The organism is Pedobacter kyungheensis, from assembly GCF_000812965.1.
Lineage (GTDB): Bacteria > Bacteroidota > Bacteroidia > Sphingobacteriales > Sphingobacteriaceae > Pedobacter > Pedobacter kyungheensis.
In genome coordinates this window covers 151,592-169,099 of sequence record NZ_JSYN01000020.1, presented here as the reverse complement: position 1 = coordinate 169,099, position 17,508 = coordinate 151,592, and the positions used below count along the sequence as shown (strand labels likewise).

Genomic DNA, 17,508 nt, shown 5'->3' with positions numbered 1-17,508 from the left:
GCATGAAAACGATATTTAAGCCATTTTCTATTATTCTTCTTTTGTGCAGTGTTTTATTTGCCTGTAAAAAAGATGCGAGTACCAACGTGGTAACTCCTCCGGCTTCAGCTTCACTGGCCTTTAAAAGCTCAGCAGGAGCGGTGGTTCTAACGGCTGCAAACGATGCCGAAAAAGTAATAACTTTTAGTTTTAAAGCTGCAAACTTCGGTGTAAGCGTAACCCCAACTTATTCTTTAGCTTTCGATTTGCCATCCGATACCAGTGGTGCCAATGCCTGGGGCAATGCCATAGAGGTAAAATTGCCGGCCGGAGCATTGGAAAAAGTTTATACAGGTGCCGATTTAAATGCGTTGGCTGGTGTTCAGCTTAATTTACCTACAGGTGCGGTTAGCACTTTAGCGGTACGGTTAAAGGCCGAGGTTACACAAAATACCGGGGTTGCCTCGAGCATTAAACCCATCTACTCGACCATTACTTTTACGGTAAACCCTTACAAAGCAACTGTCGAATATCCTGCGTTGCTGGTTAGGGGCGGCAATTCGTGGAAAACGCCTGAAGTGCGTACCAATGGATTGATTTTAACCTCATCAAAATTCAATTCGAAATATGAGGGGTACCTGAACCTGCCAAATGCCGATGGATGGGGAGGTGATGGCTTTCAATTGGTATCTTCAAAAGAACCTGCTAAGGTTTATGGCTGGGGCACTTCGGCTACAACCATGAGTCTGGGCGGTGGTAATTTGTGGCTAACCCCTTCGCCAGCTTATATGAAAGTGAATGCCGATGTAGATGCGCTAACCATTTCTTACACTCCGGTTAAGTTTTTCATTTCGGGCGATGATAACGGATGGAGCACTTCATCAACCCCAATGGTTTACAATGCCGGTACCGGTAAATGGGTGGCTGCCAATGTAAGTTTAACTGCCGGAAAAACCTTCGTTTTTACCTGTAATGGAGGTTACGATATCAGTTACAAAGTAGATGCAAGCGGAGCTCTGGTTTATGCAGGTGCACCAACCTGGGGTGGTATCAATATTCCGGTAGCCAAAACAGGTGTATACACTGTTACTTTAGATTTAAGTGCAGGAGATGGAAATTATACCTATTCAGTTAAATAAAATGATTATGTTAACCATAAAAAATATAAAACGCATGAAATGTTTTGCACTAATTGCTTTGTTAATTACGGCTAATGTGAGCTGCAAAAAAAACGTCAAAGGTGAAACGCAGCTTTATCCTGCACCCGATCCGGTGGGTACTTATGCCAAAGGTGCCGATGTAAGCTGGATTACCGAAATGGAAGCTGCAGGTAAAAAGTTTTACAACAACGCCGGCGAACAGCAAGATATTTTTAAAATATTGAAAGATAAGGGGATGAATACCATTCGTTTACGGGTTTGGGTAAATCCTTCATCGGGTTATTGCAATACGGCAGATGTACTGGCTAAGGCTAAGCGGGCACAAGCAGCCAATATGCGCTTGCTGATCGATTTTCACTATAGCGATTCGTGGGCCGACCCTGGTCAGCAGAATAAACCTGCCGCCTGGGCGAATCAGGATTTTGCTACTTTAAAAACTTCGGTGTACAACCATACTGTAGAGGTATTAACAGTTTTAAAAAACAACAAAATTGTGCCGGAATGGGTACAGGTGGGCAACGAAACCAACAATGGTATGTTGTGGAATGATGGGAAAGCCTCGGTAAATATGAAAAACTTTGCCGATCTGGTACTATCGGGCTACAATGGCGTTAAAGCAGTTGATCCGGCTACAAAGGTAGTGGTGCATATTTCCAATGGTTATGATAACGGCTTGTTCCGCTGGATTTTCGATGGATTGAAAAACAACGGAGCCAAATGGGATGTAATCGGTATGTCCATGTATCCTTCGGCAAGCGACTGGGCTGCAAAAAATACACAGTGTTTAACCAACATGAATGATATGATTTCGCGTTACGGTTCAGAAATAATGATTTGCGAACTGGGGATGCCGGTTAGTGACGCTGCTGCCTGCAGGGATTTTATTAAAGATTTGATGGCAAAGAATAAGTCGTTGCCCAACAATAAAGGCCTTGGTATTTTCTACTGGGAGCCACAATCTTACAACAGCTGGAAAGATTATAAGTTAGGCGCTTTTGATGATTCGGGCAAACCAACAGTTGCCATGGATGCCTTTTTACCCTAATTCTGCTGGTCCGGATGTTGGTCCGATGTTGGTCCGGATTTGCAATCCGGACCATTTAATAATCCCGACTAGTGAATCCCGACTAATGAAAATCATCTATTTATTTTAAGTAATCATTTCTATACATGTCCCTATTTAGAAAAATATTTTTTACCGTTTTAGCGCTTAATCTTTTTTATTTTAATGCCATTGCCCAGCGAACAGAAATACTGTTAGATGAAGGCTGGAAGTTTTCGAAAGGGAGTTTTCCTGCCGCTATTGAACCCGGTTTTAACGATACACGTTGGGAAACCGTAACGGTACCGCACGATTGGGCCATAAGTGGCCCCTTTGATAAAGAAATTGATAAGCAGGTTACCGCCATTAAGCAGAATAATGAAACCAAGGCCACCGAAAAAACCGGTAGAACCGGGGCTTTGCCTTATATTGGCGAAGGCTGGTACCGCAAGAAGCTCAGTTTGCCTGTAATTCAGCCCGATCAAAAAGTTTTATTGCAGCTTGATGGTGCCATGAGCGAACCCCACGTTTACCTGAACGGAAAACTGGTGGGGCAATGGAACTACGGTTACAATTACTTTTATATCGATATTACCAATGCGCTAAGGGCGAAGGATAATGTGCTTGCTATTCAATTGCAGAATAAACCCAAATCCTCACGTTGGTATCCTGGGGCAGGTTTATATCGTAATGTGCATATCATTATTAAAGATAATAAAAGCATCGATCAGTGGGGAATTACCGTTACTACACCTGTAATAAAAAAAGAATTTGCCAAGGTGAATCTCAAAACCAGATTCACCGGCAAAGGATTAAAACTGGTGACAAGGATTTTAGACAGTTTAGGTCATCAGGTGGCGGTTGATACGGCAAAATCAATTTTTGGTAACGAAGCAGATCAAAATATAGCGGTACAAAATCCACACCTGTGGAGCCCTGAACATCCTTATCTCTACACTGCCGTTTCAACCCTTTACGAAGGGAATGTACCAAAAGACGTTGTGCGCACCCGCTTTGGGATCAGGGAAATAAAATACACTGCAGGCACAGGTTTTAGCCTGAACGGTCAGGTGCGCAAATTTAAAGGGGTTTGCCTGCACCACGATCTCGGCCCGCTGGGTACGGCGATTAATACAGCAGCGCTGAAAAGGCAGCTTACCATTTTAAAGGAGATGGGTTGCGATGCTGTTAGAAGTGCGCATAACATGCCTTCGCCCGAGCAGCTGGAGCTTTGCGATGAGATGGGTTTTATGTTCCTGGCCGAAAGTTTTGACGAATGGGCAAAAGCCAAGGTGGAAAATGGCTATCACCTGTATTTCGATACCGATGCCGAAAAGGATGTCGTGAATCTTGTACAGGCCAATAAAAACCATCCCTGCATTGTGATGTGGAGTTCAGGAAATGAAGTGCCCGATCAGTTTGGCGCCGAAGGGGTAAAAAGAGCAAAATGGTTACAGGAAATCTTTCACCGCGAAGATCCAACCCGGCCCGTAACCGTTGGGATGGATCAGGTTAAGGCCACCATGCAATCGGGTTTCGGCGCATTGTTGGATATACCCGGCTTAAATTACCGCGTACACCTGTATGAGGAGGCCAATAAAGCTTTTCCGCAGGGTTTTATCCTCGGTTCAGAAACCGCTTCAACTGTAAGTTCGAGAGGCATATACAAATTTCCGGTAGAAAAAGGAGCAGATAAGCAATATCCTGATTTTCAGTCTTCATCTTATGATCTGGAATATTGCAGCTGGTCTAATGTACCTGATGATGATTTTGTGCTACAGGACGATAAGCCCTGGGTAATTGGCGAATTTGTTTGGACAGGTTTCGATTACCTCGGTGAGCCTACGCCTTACGATACCAGCTGGCCATCGAGAAGCTCTTATTTTGGGATTTCTGACCTTGCGGGCTTACCAAAAGACCGTTACTATTTATACAGGAGTCGCTGGAATAAAACCAAACCAACTTTACATTTATTGCCACATTGGAACTGGGAGGGTAGAACCGGGCAAACTACACCAGTTTTTGTGTACACCAGTTACGATAGCGCCGAATTATTCTTAAACGGTAAAAGTTTGGGCATTCGAAAAAAAGATAAATCTTCGCCTCAAAACCGTTACCGTTTAATGTGGATGGATGTTAAATACGAACCCGGTACTTTAAAAGTTGTGGCATTCGATAGCCAGGGCAAGCCGGTAGCCGAAGAACAGATTATCACAGCAGGCAAACCTGCTAAAATTGTGCTTAGTGCTGACCGAAAGGAAATTATGGCAGATGGTAAGGATTTATCTTTCGTAACCGTTTCGGTGGTAGATAAGGATGGAAATCCATGTCCTACGGCAACTGATCAGTTAAATTTTGAGGTAAGCGGTGCAGGTAAGTTTAAGGCCGTATGTAATGGTGATGCCACCTCGCTCGAATCGTTTGTAAAACCTACCATGAAACTTTTTAGTGGTAAACTGGTGGTTGTAGTACAAGCGGATAAAAAACCTGGGGAGATAAAACTGAAAGTAAGTGGCAAAGGTTTAAAAGCGGCACAGGTTGAAATGCTGGCTAAATAATTTTAGCCCAGGTCGCATACTGGCTTTTTTGAATATATAATTTCTAAACCAAAAGTTTAACCGGCCATTTGTGTTAAATACCGCTAAAACTGAAAGTTTTAAAAGGTTGCAGCATTTTGCTGTGGCCTTTTAAATTTCCCTCCAATTGTAAAAATAAACATACCCCACAATTTCTGTTTCAAAATTGGGTTTAATGATAAAGGTTTTTATGCATAAACTGAATGTATAGGTACTGTTACAATTCACCTCCATTCAGATAATTTTTTAAATTAGCATATATTAACAAACCTGATCAGCTTATGGAAAAACTTAAAGAAGAAACCAAAATCAAAGCTTTCTTAAGCAGGATAAAAACAGAGTGGCCTGGAATAGTGGAGCGCTTTGAGTTTAAAACAAAAAGTGTAATCTACGTACATTTAAAAGAGGGCGTATCCAGTATGGATTTTCTGGGTAAACTTTCAAGACAGGTTGAACGTTTTGTCGATTTTACCATGCCAATTATCCTTTATCACATCGAAAGTGACGGTATGAATTTAAGATCACATCCAATTAACTGGTATTCATCCATTGCGCAAAGAAATAGTCAATAAACGGGGTTTTATACCTGCTTAACGCGTATTTAATGGTCAAAGTGTAAAGTTAAACGGAATAGTTGTGAAACTTTTTTTCCATTATTGTCAAATTTATTTGCCTGTAATTTTGGTTTTTGGGTTTTAATCCTATTTTTGGGTCTTTAAATTTAAAAACATCCAGTATAATGAAAAACGGAACAGTAAAATTTTTTAACTCAGAAAAAGGCTTCGGCTTTATTAAAGAAGAAGGCGGAACTGAGATTTTTGTGCATGCATCAGGCCTGATTGACGAAATCAGAGAAAATGATACAGTTGAATACGATGTTCAAGAAGGCAAAAAAGGCCTTAATGCAGTGAAAGTAAGAGTTGTTTAATTCTTCCCCTAAAAAGATTTTGAGCAGGATTTAGTCCTGCTTTTTTTATGCCTTATTTTTGGGGTTTGACTTCTTCCTGCCCAATTAAACGGAAATTAAACCTACAATAATGTCGTTCAGAAAATGAACAGTATCCGTTGAAAAAATTTCAGGCTCATTTCTAGTGAATTACCTTTTTTAACACTTTAGCCGGGCTTTTGCATAGCTGTTTTCTGGATTGGATTTTTATTTTTGTTATTGTCGATACAGTCGGCCGGAACCAGAAAACTACTTATTTTTGCAACTTTCTATTTTTTCAGTATCTACGCCCGCTACACACAATAAACGTCTGGATGAAGGCACTTTTATGGCAGCAGCCCAGTTTGTGATGGCACTTAACTTTGCGGCTGAATTTGAACTGCTAAGCCTTTCGGCCATGAATGTGCAGGCAGCCGCTAAAAAAGGCGGATTGGTATTTGTACGAAATGGAAAACTGAAAATGCATCCCGAAATTTACGATCACCTTTCGCTCATTTCCATTTCTTCTATTTGCGCCTCGAGCGTATATGTTCACGGACTCGATAAGATTTCAACAGCAATTATACACCTGCCTTACAGCGATGGTTTGTTGGATGTGAAAGGAGCAGAAGAAGATTATATGTCGTTTAAGCGCTTATGTAGCCCCATTTGCAGGTTTTTCCTCCTTCACCCTAAGAAAGTGCAATGGTCGGCAATTCTGGCTGCATTCAGGTTCTTTTTAATGGATGGCATTTGGGAAGTTGTTGGTTTTGTAGCCAGAGCCATTCACCAGGCCGATGCTGATGTGTGCTCGTGTGCACAACTTTTAGATGAAATGCAAAAACAGGATTGGTACTCCGGTTTTGCTGCAACCCTCCAAAATTTTCACCAATCCAGATATCCGTTAAGCAAGCAGGGTTTAACTGCTGAGCTTCCTGAGATGGCTTAAAACGGGTTTTATTTCAGATAATTTTCGAGCATTTCAACAATAGGACCGTCAATAGTTCTGTTGCCCATATTATTTAGCTTTTGCTGAGAAGAATTGTGTTTTTCGATGTATGTAGCTTCGGTTTTGTTGAACTTTAGATAACCTTGCTCAAAATACCGCTCCTCAATCTCAGAAGAAGAATCCAGTGAACGGAACCATAGTTTGATCAATGAACCTGTCATTTTATCAAAGTAAAGCCAGTGGTAAGTTGTTTCTGCATCTGCATTTGGAGGTAAATCAAGACGTTGTATTTCCAGGATAATTGTTTCTGAATTTTGGAAGAAGTATAAAACCTTGTATTTAGCCGACATGCGGCAAAAATAAGACTTAATTTTTGATCAGAAAAGGGAATTATGTTGTTTAGATTGAATTAAGATTAATACGTTAGTTGTATAAAATGCAGATGGGCTGGTAATCAGGAGGGTATTGGATAGGTTGTCATCCTGAGCCTGTCGAAGGATCTATGTAAATTGCTAATGAGGCGTTTCGACAGGCTCAACGTGACAAGCTTAAAGAGAAAGCAAGGTTTGATACAACAAAACCTAATGTTTTTCGCCTTTAATTACTTTGAACAGGTGAAAAACATGCGGAAATAATACATCCATACTTTCTTCTACACCATTTTTGGAGCCGGGGAAGGTAAGCACAAGCGTTTGGCCAATAAAACCTGCCACTCCGCGCGAAAGCATGGCATAAGGCATGCGTTCCTGTCCATAATGGCGGGCAGTTTCCATAATGCCGGCTATGGGTTTATCAATTAGGGGCAAAATGGCTTCTGGTGTTACATCGCGGGGAGAAAGGCCTGTACCTCCGGTAAAGATCAACAGCTGGAAACCAGCATTGCTCAATTCCGTAGCTTTATCGCCAATGGCTTTAACTTCATCAGGCACGATTTCGTATTTTTCAGTATCGATACTAAATTGCTCCAGGCGGGCCATAATGGCTTTGCCAGAGCTATCTTGCGCTTTATTTTCGTAAACAGAATCAGAGCAAACCACAACCGCTGCCTTTATTTCAGGAAACCGTGCATTTTTAAGATCGGTTTTGCCACCCGATTTTTTAAGCAATTTAATATTGGCTATTTCTACACCTTTATCAATCGGTTTCAGCATATCGTACATGGTCAACGCTGCAACAGAAGCACCGTGCATGGCCTCCACTTCTACACCGGTTTTGTAAACGGTATGCACTTCAACGGTAATAATTACCTCCAGATTAATGATTTCGTAAGTAATTGCCGTATATTCTACCGGGAGCGGATGACAATCGGGAATAACATCACTGGTTTTTTTAACGCCAAACAGCCCGGCAGCGCGTGCAAATTCGAACACATCACCCTTGGGTATTTTGCGCTGTTCAATGGCATCAATCGTTTCCTGTTTCGATACTTTTACCGTAGCGGTAGCAATGGCAATCCTTAAGCTGTTCGTTTTTTTTGTGATATTAACCATGTTACATATTTTCTTTCCACTGGTGGGTGGAGTCTTCAAAAATTTCTTTTCCCCAAACCGGTAATTCGGCTTTTAAACGTTCTACCACTTCACTGCAGGCATCAATGGCTGGTTTGCGGTGAGCAGATGAGGTAAACACAAATAAGCAGATTTCGCCTGCATTTATGGTGCCTAAACTGTGGTAAACGTGCATGCAGCTAAGCGGATATTTCGCAAAAACAGCTTCTCTGATCTCGTGCATTTTTTCGAGCGCAAGGGGTTCGTAGGTGGTGTATTCGATTGCAGCAACCAATTTGCCGGCTATTTCATCTTTGCGCACCTGGCCCATAAAAATGCTGTGGCCACCAATGCCTGTTTTGCTGCTGTGTTTGGCAATGCTATCGGCAATAAAAGCGGGTTCTATTTTGCCTTGTACAAATATGTTTTTGATCTTCTTGTCGCTCATGTTAAGGTCTCATAAAATAGTCTCTCCATTTAACAATTCCACCTTTTAAGCTGTATATTTTCTTGCTGTTGCCAAATTTTTCCTGGAGTGTTTCGGCAGCGGCAACACTTCTGATGCCATGCTGACAAATTAAAACCACATGTTTTTGCGAAAATCCTTTGGTAATAAAAGCGTTCAATTCTGACATCGGCACCTGTGTGAAAACCTGTTTATCCAATACCGGTACCTCATGTTTTTCGCGTACATCGATCAGGATAACAGATTCTTGTTGCCTGAGTTTGGTAAGTGCCGCGGTATCTATTTCTTCGTATCCGTGGGGCGCTTCGCTGGTATCCTGATATTCCATATTTAAAAATTCAGCAACTGATTTGGGCAGTACATAATCACTGCTCTGGCTAATGTTGATGATATATTGCTGGTGTGTAAGTAAGTTGTAGTTTAATATTTTATTGTTTAGCGGCTGGCCGGTTTTGGTAATCAGTTTAATGGTTTCTGCCGCTGCCATGGTACCAATTATCCCCGGTAATACTCCAAGAACCCCATTTTCTGCACAATTTGGGATTTCGCCCTTGCCGGGAGGCACTGGAAAAATATCGCGGTAGTTGGTGCTTCCTGCTAAATTATCTGCAGCATTAAATATGGCCAGCTGGCCTTCAAATCCCGAAACGGCTGCAAATATTAAAGGTTTGTTAAGCAGGGCACAGGCATCGTTAATCAGGTATCGCGATTCAAAATTATCGGTACCATCTAAAATATAGTCGTAGCGGGATAAAATATCGAGGATATTGCCTTTTTGTAGCCGGATAGGGTGGGTAACGATCCCAATCTGGGGATTCATTTCCTGTAATCTTTTTGAAGCAACCTCTGTTTTTAATTTTCCGATATCGGGCGTCGTAAACAGAATCTGACGGTGCAGGTTGGATAAAGAAACGGTATCATCATCAACAATACCCAAATGGCCTATTCCTGCCGCTGCCAGGTACTGTAATGCCGGACAGCCCAGTCCGCCCGCGCCAATAACCAGCACTTTTGCTTTTAAAAGCTGCTGTTGCGCTGCTTCACCAAATCCTTTCAGGATAATTTGCCTGTTGTATCGTTCTGCACTCATTTTTTATCCCCCGGAAAAAGGCGGCATGATGGCCAATATATCGTTTTGGTTAATGATGCTGTTTGCCTGTACCAGTTGATTGTTTAACGCAAATTTGTATTTCATACCTTTTAACTCCGGGAATAAAGTTTCCAGGTGCATTTTTAAGCTATCGGTGTCGGCAATTTCAGCGATATCAATTTTTTGATCGCTGATAAACTCGGCAATTTTTCCAAAACTGATGATTTCAATTTTCATGGGGCTAATTTACCTGTAAGATGTTGATTTTGCTCAATCCTTTTACAAATCGTCTGCCAGTGGCAAAATCGCTTGCAGTAATTACGGCAATATTACCTTTTTCGGTTTTGGCCGGATCTGTATCGTAACTGGTAAGTACCAGCAACTGGTTACCGGTTGGCGAGTTAAAAATTTCATTCCATGAATATACCACCTTATAATTGTCGGTAGCCGTAAATACCAGGTAGAACTCGCTCAGCTTTTTAGGCGAATCGGTATCGATTTCTACTTTGGCCAGAATATCTTTCAATAACACGCCTTTTACATTTTTAATGCTGCTTTTGCGCTGCATTAAGTGGTTAAAAACGGTAATACTATCCAAACTAATGGTTTTGTATTGTTTTAAATCGGCCATGGCAACCGTTAGGTTTGTCTTAACCTTTCCTTCAATTACAAATTGTTTGCTTTCTTGTGCCTGGGCAGCAAAAGCTGTAAATAATAAAGCTATAAATAAATATTTCATCTTAAGCATGGGTAAAAAGGAGTTTATAAGCAGCTAAGGCCAGCACGCAGGCCAGTACATTTTTTAATACGGTTTGCGGGAATTTCAGCGCACCAAAATAGGCACCACAAATGCCACCTGCAAAGGCAACACCCACATAAGCCAGCATGTGGCTGTTAAATTCAAAACCTTTGATTAATTGGCCACCCAAACCCGAAACTGAGTTAACAAAGATAAAAGCAGCGCTAATGGCTGCGGTTTGTTTCTGATCTGTCCATTTTAACAGCAGTAATACAGGTGAGAGGATAATGCCGCCGCCGATACCGATCATGCCCGACAAGAGGCCAATAATGCCACCAATGGCCAGTGATAAAGGAATATTTGATGGTTTAAAATCTTTGGGATCGGTGTTTTTAAAAAAGAAAAAACGAATTACAGGGATCAGTAACAGCACACCCAGTATTTTTTTGTAGATGGAACTTTCGATTGCCATCATACCGCCCACAAAGGAGAGTGGGATAGAGGCTAAAGCAAAAGGCCAAAAGGTTTTCCATTTAAAATGCCCGCCACGATAAAATTGAATAAAAGAAGTGGAGGAAACAAAAAGATTGAGTAACAGGGCTGTGGGTTTCATTACGGCAGGCGAAATGGCAAAAATGGCCATTAGTGCCAGATAGCCACTTGCCCCGCCATGACCTACTGAGGCATATAAAAAGGCAACAATAAATAGTAAACAGTAAAACAGGATAAAGCTCTCTTGCATAGTTATTGGGGTAAAATGAGTACTGTTACAGTTTCTCCTGCTTCGAAATTTTCTTGCGTTTCGTTTAAGCAAATAAGGCAATTGGATTGGGCGAAGGAACTCAGCCGGTATGATTCCTGCGCACCTAGCGGGCTAACTTTTCCGTTTTCATATTTACCTTTCAGGAAATGGGTGAGTCCGGCAGGTTTGTTATAGCGATGGCTAAGCACGGCCTGAACTTCGGTTACAGGATTGCTTTTTAGCGATAAAACCTTAATAGCTGGCAGTACATAATTATAATAGCAGCTTAGTACAGAAGATGGATTGCCGGGTAAACCAAATACCAGTTTTTGGTTATATGTACCAAAGTACAACGGTTTGCCTGGTTTCTGTTTAACTTTATGGAAAACCTGCTTTACCCCGCAACGCTTAGCCGCTTCAATCACGAAATCATAATCACCTACACTCACTCCACCAGTTAGGAGCACTAAATCATGTTTATCTAATGCTGTTTGAAGCACGTTTTGCAGGATGTTCAGGTCATCATCGGCCTCATAAACTGTAAGATCGGCTATGCCTTCAGTTTTTAGAGCAGCTGCAAGTGAATAAGAATTAGATTCGTATACCTGACCAAAAGCCAGTGCCTCACCAGGTTTTTGCAATTCCTTACCAGTTACAATCAGGGCAATCTGTGGCAATGGAAATACGCTTACTTCGGTAATGCCGATACCTGCTAAAAAACCAATGGCGGCCGGACTCAGCAAATCTCCTTTTTCCATGGCCAATGCACCGGCAGCAATTTCAGAGCCTATGCCGCGTACGTTTGAACCTGATTTTAAGTTGGTATCCTGCAAGGTAATTTTATCGCCTGTCCGGGTAATTTTTTCCTGCATCACCACGGTATCGGCTCCATCTGGTAAGGGTGCGCCGGTAAATATCCTGCTGGTTTCGCCTGCATTAATAGTAAGATTGGTTGAGGTACCCGCTGCCATTTCGCCAATCAACTGCAATTCTTTTTCACAATCTGCAAATTTCAGGGCATAACCATCCATTGATGATTGTCTGAAAGCGGGAATATCGAATCGTGCATAAATATCGGCTGCCAGTACATAGCCAGAGGCCTGTTCGAGATTGATCACAACAGGGGCTAAGCGTGTAATATTTTCAGAAATAAGGTCTTTTGCTGCTTTAACGCTAATCATGAATGTTTTATCCTCCAATGGTAATCATACTCCGGTTTTGAATGGTGGTGGCATCAATTTTTTCAAAATCGGGTACCAATTGTCCGCCAAGGGCTTTTTTCTTGCTCCAAATGGCTGCTTCAATAAGTGGGAGTATGGCTTCTTTTTTTCTGAGCGCCGTAAGCAAATCGGTTTCGCTATCCGAAAAGAGGCAGTTTTTTAATTTGCCATCAGCCGTTAGGCGCATGCGGTTGCAGGTATCGCAAAATGGGTTGGTCATGGTGCTGATCACGGCAAATGAGCCATCGTGACCGGGTATCATAAAGTTTTTAGCGGTATCGTGTGCTTCACCTTTTAGTGCCAGTACCGTAAAATCTTTTTCTATAATGGCTAAAATTTCAGCTAACGAAAACATTTTGTTGCTGGTCCATCTGTTACCGCTAAAGGGCATAAACTCAATAAACCGCACCTGGATGGGGTTGTGTTTGGTCCAATTGATAAAATCGGTAATTTCATTATCATTGAGGCCTTTCATTACCACCATGTTAATTTTGACCCTGATTTTGTGCTGCAAAAGCAGTTCTATATTACCACGTACCTGATGGAATACATCTCTCCGGGTAATGAGGAAAAATTTTTCGGGTTGCAGTGTATCGAGACTAATATTGATGGATTTAATGCCGGCTGCGGTTAAAACAGGTAACATTTCGGCAATTCGGGTTCCGTTGGTGGTAATCGTCAGCTCAACAGGCAGTTTACCCAGCGCGGTAATAATTTCAGCGGCATCTTTACGTACCAGGGGTTCGCCACCGGTGAGCCTGATTTTCTTTACCCCATTTGCTACAAATATTTCGGCAAGCTGGATAATTTCGGCTGTTTGCATTAACCGCGAAGCAGGAGTGAAATCGTATTCTTCTTCGGGCATGCAATAAAAGCAGCGGAAATTGCAGTTATCAGTAAGTGATATCCGTAAATAATCGTGCACCCTACCGAAAGAATCTGTTATCATTTACCACGTGTGATTTGATGTAATCCCGTTCTTGTTGCGCTTTAATTAGCAATATTGAACAGTTTTAAATCGGGTTTTCTGGTGAAATACGTTGGCTGATGCTAAAATATTCCGTTATTTAATGCTAATTTATGCATTATCTGTTAAAAGGTAATGAAAAAACAGTTAAAAGAACGCAGAAAATGACAATTCGTTTCGGTAAAAGCAGTTGTAAGCTTATTAGAACGGATCGGAATGGAAAGCTTCTAGATGGGTACAGTTTAAACCAATGCTGTTAAATAGTTCGGTAATTTCTTTTGTCCAGTCTTTATTCGAATCTACGCGGAGAATCTTATCGTTATCCCACAAATCGATATTCCATTTAATTTCTTTGAAGTAACGGTTCAACAGCGGACTAATTTTACTTAATTCGCTATCGGTGAATACATTTGTTTTGAAAACAGAGATCATAACGTAAGATTTTAGGTTTATTTTATGCTGTAGACGGATGACTTCAGGAATTACTTTAAATTTTTTGAAAATAATTAAGTTTTTTCTCAGCGGGAGGCATTATTAGTTTTTCCCGCAGATTTAAGGAGATAATCGCAGATTTTATTTTAGTTTTTTCTGCGTGCATCTGCGTTATCAGCGGGAGGCTTATTAGTTTTTCCCGCAGATTTAAGGAGATAATCGCAGATTTTATTTTAGTTTTTTCTGCGTGCATCTGCGTTATCAGCGGGAGGTTTATTAGTTTTTTTCCGCAGATTAAAGAAGATTTTCGCAGATTTTATTTTTTATTTTACTTTTTCTCAGCGTGCATCTGCGTTATCAGCGGGAGGTTATTAGGTTTTTCCCGCAGATTTAAGGAGATATTCGCAGATTTTATTTTAGTTTTTTCTGCGGTCATCAGCGCCATCAGCGGGAGGTTTATTAGTTTTTCCCGCAGATTAAAGGAGATATCCGCAGATTTTATTTTATCAGCTAATTATGCTTTTAACATATCAGCGGGAGATCTTATCACCAATTAGCGAGCTTTTGGATGCTCTTATCAATCATCTTTTTATCCGCTTCGGTAACCGCTAAATCAGTCGCAGTTTTAAAATGTTTTAACGCCTTTTTATTGTCAATACCGCTATACAGGTTGCCCAGTAACGAAAAATAAAGGTGGTTATCGTTGAGCTCCAGCTTTTCTGCCTCTGCTATTGCGGCCACTTTTCCGTTGGTTTTAGCGAGTGCAAAAGTGCGGTTCATGGCTATAATGGGCGAATATTCGAGAATGAGCAGCTGGTTGTACAATTGCAAAATGTTTTCCCACTTTTCAGTGCTGTCTGCTTTATGGGTATGCCAGTAGGCTATGGCTGCTTCCAAATGGTATTTACTCAGTGTACTGCCTGTTGATGCCCTGTTGAGGTAATAAATGCCCTGATCGATTAACTCCCGGTTCCATAATTTTTCGTCTTGTTCTTCGTATAAAACAGGAGTGCCATCAGCATCCGTACGGGCATCGAACCTGGAAGCATGGAAACACATGAGTGCAAATAAAGCATTAACTGCCGGTAAATCGGTAATGGTATTGCTAATGAGCAGGTAATTTAGCCGCATGGCCTCTGCACAGACATCTTTACGGAGCGTAGTATCGTTTGACACAGAATAATAACCTTCTGAGAAGAGGAGATACAAAGTAGTGAGCACAGTTTCGAGTCTTTGGTTAATAGCTGTAACTTTAGGCTGCTCGATTTTGATTCCCGTTTCTTTGAGCTTTTCTTTGGTCCGTTTTAATCTTTTGTAAATGGTATCCTTACCGGTCAAAAATCCATCGGCAATTTCCTGTACCCCAAAGCCACACAAGAGATTTAATGCCAAAGCAATCTGGGCTTCTTTCGAAATTACCGGATCACAAATGGTAAACATCATGGCCAGCTGGCTGTCGTTAATGTTTTTGTCTGATAAATCGAGATCGATTTCCGTTTCTTTTTCTACTTCGATCTGAATTTGGTTAACCAGTTTTTGTTCGAAAATAGTATGATGCCTTAGGTAATTTTTGGTTTTGTTTTTAGCAACGGTATACAGCCAGGCAGTCGGATTTTCAGGGATGCCTTTCATACTCCACGATTCGGTAGCGGTTAGAAAAGTGTCGCTCACAATATCTTCGGCTGTTTCGATATGCGCTATGCCGAAGCGGTAACAGAGCACCGAAACGATTTTGCGGTACTCTGTTCTGAATAAATGTGGTATCAGTGCGCTTTCTTCCATTTACGGCTTAAAGATAGGCTTTTTGATTATGCAGTTGGGGTAACAGCCATTCTGATTTCTACATTACCACCTAATTTTAGAATCGGGCAACCCTTGGCAATTTCTGCTGCTTCATCATAATCTTTGGCTCTGATTAACACCAAACCGCCAATAGATTCTTTAATTTCTGCGTAAGGACCGTTGATTACATTTTTATCGGCATGCACTACGCGGCCTTCCAGATCCCAGCGTTGCAGGGGCCTAACCAATTTGTCTTGCGCGGCTATCCCACCAAACCAGTCTTGCCATTGTTTAATCGAATCCTGAAGCATCTCAGGTGAGGGTTGGTCTTCGTGGGTAAATGCCCTACGGAAGATCAATAAAAATTCGTTCATTTTATTGCTTTAAAGGTTAATTATTTTGTTTCGCGCAGAGGTCGGTGGCGACACCAACTTCTAAGACTAATACTTGAATTTTGTATGAAGGAAAAGATATTATGCTGAACATTCACTTATCCAATCATTTCTCTTATCCAAACATACCAACTTTATAGCTACCTACTGCATTTGGAAAAGCAAGATTTAAGCGGTTCCAGGTGTTGATGTTGGTTACCAAGAGCGTAAGTTCGATCATTTCTAACTCTGAAAAATGTGCAGTAGCTTCCAGATATACCTCATCGGTAACATGTGCAGCGGTAACAGCTTCGGCCCAGGCTAGTGCAGCTCTTTCGCGATCAGTATAATATGGGGTTTCTCGCCAGGCGCTCAATCCGTAAAGGCGTTGCTCGGTTTCGCCGTTGGCGCGGGCATCTTTCGAGTGCATATCCAGACAGTAGGCGCAGGCATTGATTTGAGATACACGGAAATCAACCAGCTCGATAATGGTAAGGCCAATTGACGATTTTTTTAATTGCTGTCCCATTTCCAATAAAGGTTTTAAAGCGTTCATTCCTTTTGCGAATACATTAATTCTCTTTTCCATTTTGTTTTAATTTTGATTGTTAAAACCTAATGACACGCGAACGCCAGAAATTGGACAGATTTTGAAAGTTTTTTAAAATAAAATTTTGAAATTTATTTAATATATTGATTATCAGTTAAATAAATTTATGTGTTAGGCTTTCGTCTATTGGATTTTAAGTCTAATCCTCAGCAAAGAGCCGGTTAAAATGATTTTCGAGGTGATTGCGCATGGCATTGCGAAAAAGTTCGGGCGATCCGTTTTCCAGAATATCAACCAGGCCTTTGTGCGATACGAATTTGTGCAATTGGCCCTGTTTTTTGAGCAAGCCACTGTTGTGCACAAAATCAAATATTGGCAATAGCATACTCTGGAATTTCCTGAGGGTCTCATTACCGGTAATATCGTACAGTTTACCATGAAAAGCAATTTCGTGTTCGATATTAAACAAATGATCCTGCGAGGCGTCGGGTTCGTTATCAACAATCGTTCTCAGTTCTTTTAAATCCTCGTCTGTAATGCGCTGGAATAAAAAATCGGCCATTCCGATTTCGAGCACCAGCCTGATCTCGAAGATTTCTTTTAGGGTGCCCTGATCCAGAATGTGGGGGTTCATGCTTTTAGAGAGGATGCCAAATAAATCCGGACTGGTAATAACGGCACCTTTTTTCTTTTTCGATTCGATCAGGCCCATCATACGCAAGCGCAACATGGCCTCGCGCACCACAGTACGACTAACGCCCAGTGCAGCACAAAGTTCGAGCTCGGTAGGGATGCTGTCACCAACCTTTAATTTACGCTCCTGCAAAAGCTGAACAAGCTTATCTTCTACACGATCAACCAACGAACTGGTATCCACTTGTTTAAAATCACTGATGCTATCCATTATTATGTATAATTTATTTTTATTCCAAAAACGGCTTTTAAGGCTGCTTAAAGCGCAAATATAAAGCTAAGTACTTAAACTATAGTTGAGAATAAGCAGAAATTATTTGCAATTAAATAAAATAAAT

At 41.3% G+C, this 17,508-nt stretch carries 20 protein-coding genes; 6 read left to right on the top strand and 14 right to left on the bottom strand.

Annotated elements, in window-relative coordinates; all coding sequences use genetic code 11:
- Nucleotides 1–2 precede the first annotated feature (2 nt).
- The 6 genes from OC25_RS17310 (at nucleotide 3) to OC25_RS17285 (ending at nucleotide 6,631) form a co-directional block, all read left to right on the top strand.
- Entirely contained in the window at nucleotides 3–1,118 is a 1,116-nt protein-coding gene (locus tag OC25_RS17310) for a SusE domain-containing protein (protein ID WP_039478583.1), read from the top strand.
- Nucleotides 1,119–1,125: 7 nt separating this feature from the next.
- Nucleotides 1,126–2,184 carry a glycoside hydrolase family 53 protein gene (locus OC25_RS17305; protein WP_082018633.1) on the top strand — a complete coding sequence of 353 codons (1,059 nt, stop codon included), beginning with the start codon at nucleotides 1,126–1,128 and terminating at the stop codon, nucleotides 2,182–2,184.
- A gap of 125 nt (nucleotides 2,185–2,309) precedes the next feature.
- On the top strand, nucleotides 2,310–4,739 hold the full coding sequence (gene galB, locus OC25_RS17300) for a beta-galactosidase GalB (RefSeq protein ID WP_039478581.1): 2,430 nt from the start codon (nucleotides 2,310–2,312) through the stop codon (nucleotides 4,737–4,739).
- Nucleotides 4,740–5,038: 299 nt separating this feature from the next.
- Nucleotides 5,039–5,329 carry a hypothetical protein gene (locus tag OC25_RS17295; RefSeq protein WP_039478577.1) on the top strand — a complete coding sequence of 97 codons (291 nt, stop codon included), beginning with the start codon at nucleotides 5,039–5,041 and terminating at the stop codon, nucleotides 5,327–5,329.
- A 167-nt stretch (nucleotides 5,330–5,496) separates the two neighbouring features.
- Nucleotides 5,497–5,685 (top strand): cold-shock protein, encoded by a 189-nt coding sequence (locus tag OC25_RS17290; RefSeq protein ID WP_039478673.1) that lies wholly within the window; start codon nucleotides 5,497–5,499, stop codon nucleotides 5,683–5,685.
- Between the two features lie 277 nt (nucleotides 5,686–5,962).
- Nucleotides 5,963–6,631, top strand: a complete 669-nt coding sequence (locus OC25_RS17285) for a hypothetical protein (RefSeq protein WP_039478572.1) — start codon at nucleotides 5,963–5,965, stop codon at nucleotides 6,629–6,631.
- An 8-nt stretch (nucleotides 6,632–6,639) separates the two neighbouring features.
- Here the strand turns inward: OC25_RS17285 and OC25_RS17280 are convergent, their stop codons facing one another.
- From OC25_RS17280 to OC25_RS17210, 14 genes are all read right to left on the bottom strand, one after another.
- A complete protein-coding gene (locus tag OC25_RS17280; protein ID WP_039478569.1) occupies nucleotides 6,640–6,981 on the bottom strand; it encodes a hypothetical protein in 342 nt (113 codons plus the stop codon).
- Nucleotides 6,982–7,212: 231 nt separating this feature from the next.
- Nucleotides 7,213–8,121: a bifunctional molybdenum cofactor biosynthesis protein MoaC/MoaB gene (gene moaCB, locus OC25_RS17275; protein WP_039478566.1), complete on the bottom strand. Its 909-nt coding sequence runs from the start codon at nucleotides 8,119–8,121 to the stop codon at nucleotides 7,213–7,215.
- 1 nt (nucleotide 8,122) lies between these two features.
- Nucleotides 8,123–8,566 (bottom strand): molybdenum cofactor biosynthesis protein MoaE, encoded by a 444-nt coding sequence (locus tag OC25_RS17270; protein WP_039478564.1) that lies wholly within the window; start codon nucleotides 8,564–8,566, stop codon nucleotides 8,123–8,125.
- Nucleotide 8,567: 1 nt separating this feature from the next.
- Entirely contained in the window at nucleotides 8,568–9,674 is a 1,107-nt protein-coding gene (locus OC25_RS17265; protein WP_039478561.1) for a ThiF family adenylyltransferase, read from the bottom strand.
- A 3-nt stretch (nucleotides 9,675–9,677) separates the two neighbouring features.
- Nucleotides 9,678–9,911 (bottom strand): MoaD/ThiS family protein, encoded by a 234-nt coding sequence (locus OC25_RS17260; RefSeq protein WP_039478559.1) that lies wholly within the window; start codon nucleotides 9,909–9,911, stop codon nucleotides 9,678–9,680.
- A 4-nt stretch (nucleotides 9,912–9,915) separates the two neighbouring features.
- Nucleotides 9,916–10,413, bottom strand: a complete 498-nt coding sequence (locus OC25_RS17255) for a molybdopterin-binding protein (protein WP_039478557.1) — start codon at nucleotides 10,411–10,413, stop codon at nucleotides 9,916–9,918.
- A gap of 1 nt (nucleotide 10,414) precedes the next feature.
- Nucleotides 10,415–11,155: a sulfite exporter TauE/SafE family protein gene (locus OC25_RS17250; RefSeq protein WP_039478555.1), complete on the bottom strand. Its 741-nt coding sequence runs from the start codon at nucleotides 11,153–11,155 to the stop codon at nucleotides 10,415–10,417.
- Between the two features lie 2 nt (nucleotides 11,156–11,157).
- Complete coding sequence (locus OC25_RS17245) at nucleotides 11,158–12,336, bottom strand: molybdopterin molybdotransferase MoeA (RefSeq protein ID WP_039478553.1); 1,179 nt, start codon at nucleotides 12,334–12,336, stop codon at nucleotides 11,158–11,160.
- 7 nt (nucleotides 12,337–12,343) lie between these two features.
- Nucleotides 12,344–13,324, bottom strand: a complete 981-nt coding sequence (gene moaA / locus OC25_RS17240; protein WP_039478550.1) for a GTP 3',8-cyclase MoaA — start codon at nucleotides 13,322–13,324, stop codon at nucleotides 12,344–12,346.
- A gap of 219 nt (nucleotides 13,325–13,543) precedes the next feature.
- Nucleotides 13,544–13,774, bottom strand: a complete 231-nt coding sequence (locus OC25_RS17235; protein WP_039478548.1) for a hypothetical protein — start codon at nucleotides 13,772–13,774, stop codon at nucleotides 13,544–13,546.
- A 546-nt stretch (nucleotides 13,775–14,320) separates the two neighbouring features.
- Complete coding sequence (locus OC25_RS17225; protein WP_039478542.1) at nucleotides 14,321–15,556, bottom strand: RNA polymerase sigma factor; 1,236 nt, start codon at nucleotides 15,554–15,556, stop codon at nucleotides 14,321–14,323.
- Nucleotides 15,557–15,582: 26 nt separating this feature from the next.
- Nucleotides 15,583–15,930: a YciI family protein gene (locus tag OC25_RS17220; RefSeq protein ID WP_039478540.1), complete on the bottom strand. Its 348-nt coding sequence runs from the start codon at nucleotides 15,928–15,930 to the stop codon at nucleotides 15,583–15,585.
- 133 nt (nucleotides 15,931–16,063) lie between these two features.
- Nucleotides 16,064–16,516, bottom strand: a complete 453-nt coding sequence (locus OC25_RS17215; protein ID WP_039478537.1) for a carboxymuconolactone decarboxylase family protein — start codon at nucleotides 16,514–16,516, stop codon at nucleotides 16,064–16,066.
- A gap of 160 nt (nucleotides 16,517–16,676) precedes the next feature.
- Nucleotides 16,677–17,381, bottom strand: a complete 705-nt coding sequence (locus OC25_RS17210) for a FadR/GntR family transcriptional regulator (protein WP_039478534.1) — start codon at nucleotides 17,379–17,381, stop codon at nucleotides 16,677–16,679.
- Nucleotides 17,382–17,508 lie beyond the last annotated feature (127 nt).

Coding starts and splice junctions, on each gene's coding strand:
- moaA (WP_039478550.1), bottom strand. CDS start 13,324: ATGATAACAGATTCTTTCGGTAGGGTGCACGATTATTTACGGATATCA.
- OC25_RS17310 (WP_039478583.1), top strand. CDS start 3: ATGAAAACGATATTTAAGCCATTTTCTATTATTCTTCTTTTGTGCAGT.
- OC25_RS17305 (WP_082018633.1), top strand. CDS start 1,126: ATGTTAACCATAAAAAATATAAAACGCATGAAATGTTTTGCACTAATT.
- OC25_RS17210 (WP_039478534.1), bottom strand. CDS start 17,381: ATGGATAGCATCAGTGATTTTAAACAAGTGGATACCAGTTCGTTGGTT.
- OC25_RS17260 (WP_039478559.1), bottom strand. CDS start 9,911: ATGAAAATTGAAATCATCAGTTTTGGAAAAATTGCCGAGTTTATCAGC.
- OC25_RS17245 (WP_039478553.1), bottom strand. CDS start 12,336: ATGATTAGCGTTAAAGCAGCAAAAGACCTTATTTCTGAAAATATTACA.
- moaCB (WP_039478566.1), bottom strand. CDS start 8,121: ATGGTTAATATCACAAAAAAAACGAACAGCTTAAGGATTGCCATTGCT.
- OC25_RS17270 (WP_039478564.1), bottom strand. CDS start 8,566: ATGAGCGACAAGAAGATCAAAAACATATTTGTACAAGGCAAAATAGAA.
- OC25_RS17215 (WP_039478537.1), bottom strand. CDS start 16,516: ATGGAAAAGAGAATTAATGTATTCGCAAAAGGAATGAACGCTTTAAAA.
- OC25_RS17235 (WP_039478548.1), bottom strand. CDS start 13,774: ATGATCTCTGTTTTCAAAACAAATGTATTCACCGATAGCGAATTAAGT.
- OC25_RS17290 (WP_039478673.1), top strand. CDS start 5,497: ATGAAAAACGGAACAGTAAAATTTTTTAACTCAGAAAAAGGCTTCGGC.
- OC25_RS17250 (WP_039478555.1), bottom strand. CDS start 11,155: ATGCAAGAGAGCTTTATCCTGTTTTACTGTTTACTATTTATTGTTGCC.
- OC25_RS17220 (WP_039478540.1), bottom strand. CDS start 15,930: ATGAACGAATTTTTATTGATCTTCCGTAGGGCATTTACCCACGAAGAC.
- OC25_RS17295 (WP_039478577.1), top strand. CDS start 5,039: ATGGAAAAACTTAAAGAAGAAACCAAAATCAAAGCTTTCTTAAGCAGG.
- OC25_RS17280 (WP_039478569.1), bottom strand. CDS start 6,981: ATGTCGGCTAAATACAAGGTTTTATACTTCTTCCAAAATTCAGAAACA.
- OC25_RS17255 (WP_039478557.1), bottom strand. CDS start 10,413: ATGAAATATTTATTTATAGCTTTATTATTTACAGCTTTTGCTGCCCAG.
- OC25_RS17265 (WP_039478561.1), bottom strand. CDS start 9,674: ATGAGTGCAGAACGATACAACAGGCAAATTATCCTGAAAGGATTTGGT.
- OC25_RS17225 (WP_039478542.1), bottom strand. CDS start 15,556: ATGGAAGAAAGCGCACTGATACCACATTTATTCAGAACAGAGTACCGC.
- galB (WP_039478581.1), top strand. CDS start 2,310: ATGTCCCTATTTAGAAAAATATTTTTTACCGTTTTAGCGCTTAATCTT.